Origin of the sequence: Mesorhizobium sp. M7A.F.Ca.CA.004.06.1.1, from assembly GCF_003999135.1 — a bacterium.
In the GTDB taxonomy this organism is placed as follows: Bacteria; Pseudomonadota; Alphaproteobacteria; order Rhizobiales; family Rhizobiaceae; genus Mesorhizobium.
Genome location: NZ_RZPQ01000554.1, coordinates 1 through 4002, shown reverse-complemented (window position 1 = coordinate 4002; position 4002 = coordinate 1). Strand labels below are relative to the sequence as shown.

The following is a 4002-nucleotide window of genomic DNA, read 5'->3' as shown; positions in this document are numbered from 1 at the left end:
ATCAAAAGCTACAGCGCGCCGAAGCACCCGTGCAATCGCGGTCGCGGCGCTTCGTGTCGCTTCAGGCTTGCGGCCGAGCTTCCGCGGCGACCACCGCCGGCGGCAGGATTTCCGGCTCCAGCGTTTTTTGCTCTTCCGGCAGCTTGAGCAGCATCTTGAGCAGGCGCGCGATCGTTTCACGCATTTCCAGCCTGGATACGACCATGTCGACCATGCCGTGCTCCATCAGATATTCGGAGCGCTGGAAGCCGTCGGGCAATTTCTCGCGGATCGTCTGTTCGATGACGCGCGGTCCGGCAAAGCCGATCAGCGCGCCGGGCTCGGCAATGTGCACGTCGCCCAGCATGGCATAGGAGGCGGTCACGCCGCCCGTGGTCGGGTTGGTCAAAACGACGATGTAGGGCAGGCCGGCTTCCTTCAGCCGGTCGACACCAACCGTTGTCCGCGGCAATTGCATCAGGGACAAAATACCTTCCTGCATGCGCGCGCCGCCGGAAGCGGCGAACAGGATCAGCGGCCGCTTGCGCTGCAGGGCCACTTCGAAGCCATGCACGATGGCGTCGCCAGCGGCCATGCCGAGCGAGCCGCCCATGAAGGCGAAATCCTGCACCGTGACCACCACCGGCAGACCCTCGACGGTGCCCAGCGCATTGATGATCGCGTCCTCAAGGCCGGTCTTGGCCTTGGCGTCCTTCAACCGGTCGACATAGCGCTTCTCGTCGCGGAATTTCAGCGGATCCTGCATCACCTTGGGGTTGTCCAGGGTCTCGTATTTGCCGCCATCGAAGAAGAATTTCAGCCGCTCCTTGGCCGAGATCTTCATGTGATGGCCGGACGACGGAATGACGAACTGGTTGGATTCCAGGTCCTTGTGGAACACCATCTCGCCGGTCTCCGGATCCTTGATCCAGAGGTTCTCGGGCATGTCGGTGCGCCGGCCGAGCATCGAATTGATCTTCGGGCGAACGTAATTGGTGATCCAGTTCATCGCTTCGGCTCCTGTCCTGACGAGGATTGGGAAGAGGTAGGAGAACTATTCGGCAGCAGCAAGGCGGGCCGAACGCACGCCTTGCGCAAGGCCGCTGACCAGCGTGGCGACGGCTTCGGCCGGATCGGCGGTCTTTTCGCCCTTCGGTCCCAGCACATTGGCAACCGCATTGACGATCGCGGTGCCGACGACGACACCGTCGGCATTGGCGCCGATCACCCGGGCCTGCTCGGCGGTCTTGACGCCGAAGCCGACGCAGACCGGCAGGTCGGTGTGGCCCTTGATGCGCTTGACCGCCGCCGCCACCTTGCCGGTGTCGGCCAGCGCCGAGCCGGTGATGCCGGTCATCGACACATAGTAGACGAAGCCCGACGTGTTCTGCAGCACTTTCGGCAGGCGCTTGTCGTCGGTCGTCGGTGTCGCCAGCCGGATGAAATTGATGCCGGCCTTGAGCGCCGGAATGCACAGTTCCTCGTCCATCTCGGGCGGCAGGTCGACGACGATCAGCCCGTCAATGCCGCTGGCGATCGCGTCCTTGAGGAAGCGGTCGACGCCATAGATGTAGATCGGATTGTAGTAGCCCATCAGCACGATCGGCGTTTCATTGTCACTGGTCCGGAAGTCGGCCGCCATCTTCAGCGTCTTGACCAGCGTCTGGCCGCCCTTCAGCGCCCGCAGGCCCGCCGCCTGGATCGCCGGGCCGTCGGCCATCGGGTCGGAAAACGGCATGCCGAGCTCGATGATGTCGGCGCCGGCCTTGGGCAGTGCCTTCATAATCGACAAGGAGGTGTCGTAGTCAGGGTCGCCGCCCATGAAATAGGTGACGAGCGCCGGGCGGCCTTCGGCTTTCAGTTTTGCCATGCGGCGGTCGATGCGGGTCACCATGTCTGGCCCTTTGGACGAATTTTGCTCATAATCAACTCCCAAATCGAAACTGTCCAAAGGGGCCTAGATCTCCATACCCAGCATCGAGGCCACCGTATGCACGTCCTTGTCGCCACGGCCGGACAGGTTGACGATGACGATCTGGTCCTTGTCCATGGCGGGCACGATCTTCACCGCATGCGCAATGGCATGCGCGGATTCCAGCGCCGGGATGATGCCTTCGACGCGCGTCGTCAGCTTGAAGGCCTCGAGCGCCTCGTCGTCGAGGATCGGCACGTATTCGACGCGGCCTGAATCGCGCAGCCAGGAATGCTCGGGGCCGACGCCGGGATAATCGAGACCGGCCGAGATAGAATGGCCGTCCATGATCTGTCCGTCGGCGTTCTGCAGGAGATAGGTGCGGTTGCCATGCAGCACGCCCGGCGCGCCGGCATTCATCGAGGCGCAATGCTCGATGCCGTCAAGGCCGCGTCCGCCGGCCTCGATGCCGATGATGCGGACCTCTTTGTCGTCGAGGAAGGGATGGAACAGGCCGATGGCGTTCGAACCACCGCCGACAGCGGCGATGATGGTGTCCGGCAGTCGGCCTTCCTGCTCTAGGATCTGCGCCCGCGCTTCGGTGCCGATTACCGACTGGAAGTCGCGCACCAGCTCCGGATAGGGATGCGGGCCGGCGGCGGTGCCGATCAGGTAATAGGTGTCCTCGACATTGGTCACCCAGTCGCGCAACGCCTCGTTCATGGCGTCCTTCAGCGTGCCGTGACCAGCGGTCACCGGGCGCACTTCGGCGCCGAGCAGCTTCATGCGGAAGACATTGGGGCTTTGCCGGGCGACGTCGGTGGCGCCCATATAGACGACGCAGGGGAAGCCGAAGCGGGCCGCGACCGTGGCCGATGCCACGCCATGCTGGCCGGCGCCGGTCTCGGCGATGATGCGCTTCTTGCCCATGCGCTTGGCCAGCAGGATCTGGCCGAGGCAGTTGTTGATCTTGTGCGAACCGGTGTGGTTCAAATCCTCGCGCTTGAAATAGACCTTTGCGCCGCCGAGATGCTTCGTGAGGCCTTCGGCGAAATAGAGCTTCGAGGGTCGCCCGGCATAATGGGTCGACAGGTCAGTCAGCTCGGCCCTGAAATTCGCATCGTTCTTGACCTCGTTCCAGTGCTGCTCCAGATCGAGGATCAGCGGCATCAGCGTTTCGGCAACGAAACGACCGCCGAAAATGCCGAACATGCCCTGTTCATCGGGTCCGGTGCGGAAGGAATTGGGTGTCGCCGGCTTGTTCATCGCCGATCTCCTGGCATCTTGACTTATGAAGCATGTCCTTGTCGGAAAACCGGTTCCCACTTTTCCGGGACATGCTCTGGTTTAAGGCACTACTAGGCTGCGCGGGTGTTCCGCGCGGTCCTGACGGCCCGGAAAAACTGTTCGATCAGCGCCGGATCCTTGACGCCCGGTGCGCTTTCCACGCCTGAGGAAATGTCTATTCCGGGCGGGTCGGCAAGCCGAAGGGCATCGCCGATATTGGCGGCGTTGAGCCCACCGGAAAGCATGTAATCGACGCCGCCGTCAAGGCCGACAAGAATGCGCCAGTCGAAGGCAACACCATTGCCGCCCGGCAGTTCTGAGCCTTTCGGCGGCTTGGCGTCGAACAGGAACCGGTCTGATATGCCGATGAATGGCTTTATCCGTTCGAGATCGGCAGCCTCGCTGAGCGGCAGCGCCTTCATCACCGGCAAACCATAACGGGCTTTGACCTCGGCGACGCGCTCGGGCGTTTCCGCGCCATGCAGTTGCAGCATGTCGGGCTGCATTTGGGCAAGGATTTCATCCAGGAAAGCGTCGCTGGCATCGACGATGACAGCAACCGCCATCGCCTTGCCGCGCGCCGCCTCGCGCAGGCGGCCAGCCTCGGCGGGTTCGACATAGCGTGGGCTTTTGGCGAAGAAGATAAACCCGACATGGCTGGCGCCGCCGGCCAGCGCCGCGGCCATTGCCGCGCCGGTCTTCAAGCCGCAGATCTTGATGTCGAGTGCCATGGCGCGGGAATTGGCATGAAAAGCGAAAAGAGTCGAGAAAAAGCATGCTGTTTGCCGGCGCGGCCAAAGGCGCTACCTATGGATGAACAGGAA

The 4002-nt window shown here is 62.7% G+C and carries 4 protein-coding genes; all 4 read right to left on the bottom strand.

Annotated elements, in window-relative coordinates; all coding sequences use genetic code 11:
• Positions 1 to 61 precede the first annotated feature (61 nt).
• A complete protein-coding gene (gene accD, locus EN906_RS25585; RefSeq protein ID WP_013528321.1) occupies positions 62 to 988 on the bottom strand; it encodes an acetyl-CoA carboxylase, carboxyltransferase subunit beta in 927 nt (308 codons plus the stop codon).
• Between the two features lie 45 nt (positions 989 to 1033).
• Positions 1034 to 1873, bottom strand: coding sequence for a tryptophan synthase subunit alpha (gene trpA, locus EN906_RS25580; RefSeq protein WP_127269346.1), 840 nt, complete (start codon positions 1871 to 1873; stop codon positions 1034 to 1036).
• Between the two features lie 63 nt (positions 1874 to 1936).
• The gene (gene trpB / locus EN906_RS25575; RefSeq protein ID WP_127269345.1) at positions 1937 to 3157 is read right to left on the bottom strand and encodes a tryptophan synthase subunit beta; all 1221 of its coding nucleotides are present in this window, start codon (positions 3155 to 3157) and stop codon (positions 1937 to 1939) included.
• Positions 3158 to 3249: 92 nt separating this feature from the next.
• On the bottom strand, positions 3250 to 3909 hold the full coding sequence (locus EN906_RS25570) for a phosphoribosylanthranilate isomerase (protein ID WP_127375466.1): 660 nt from the start codon (positions 3907 to 3909) through the stop codon (positions 3250 to 3252).
• Between the last annotated feature and the right edge of the window lie 93 nt (positions 3910 to 4002).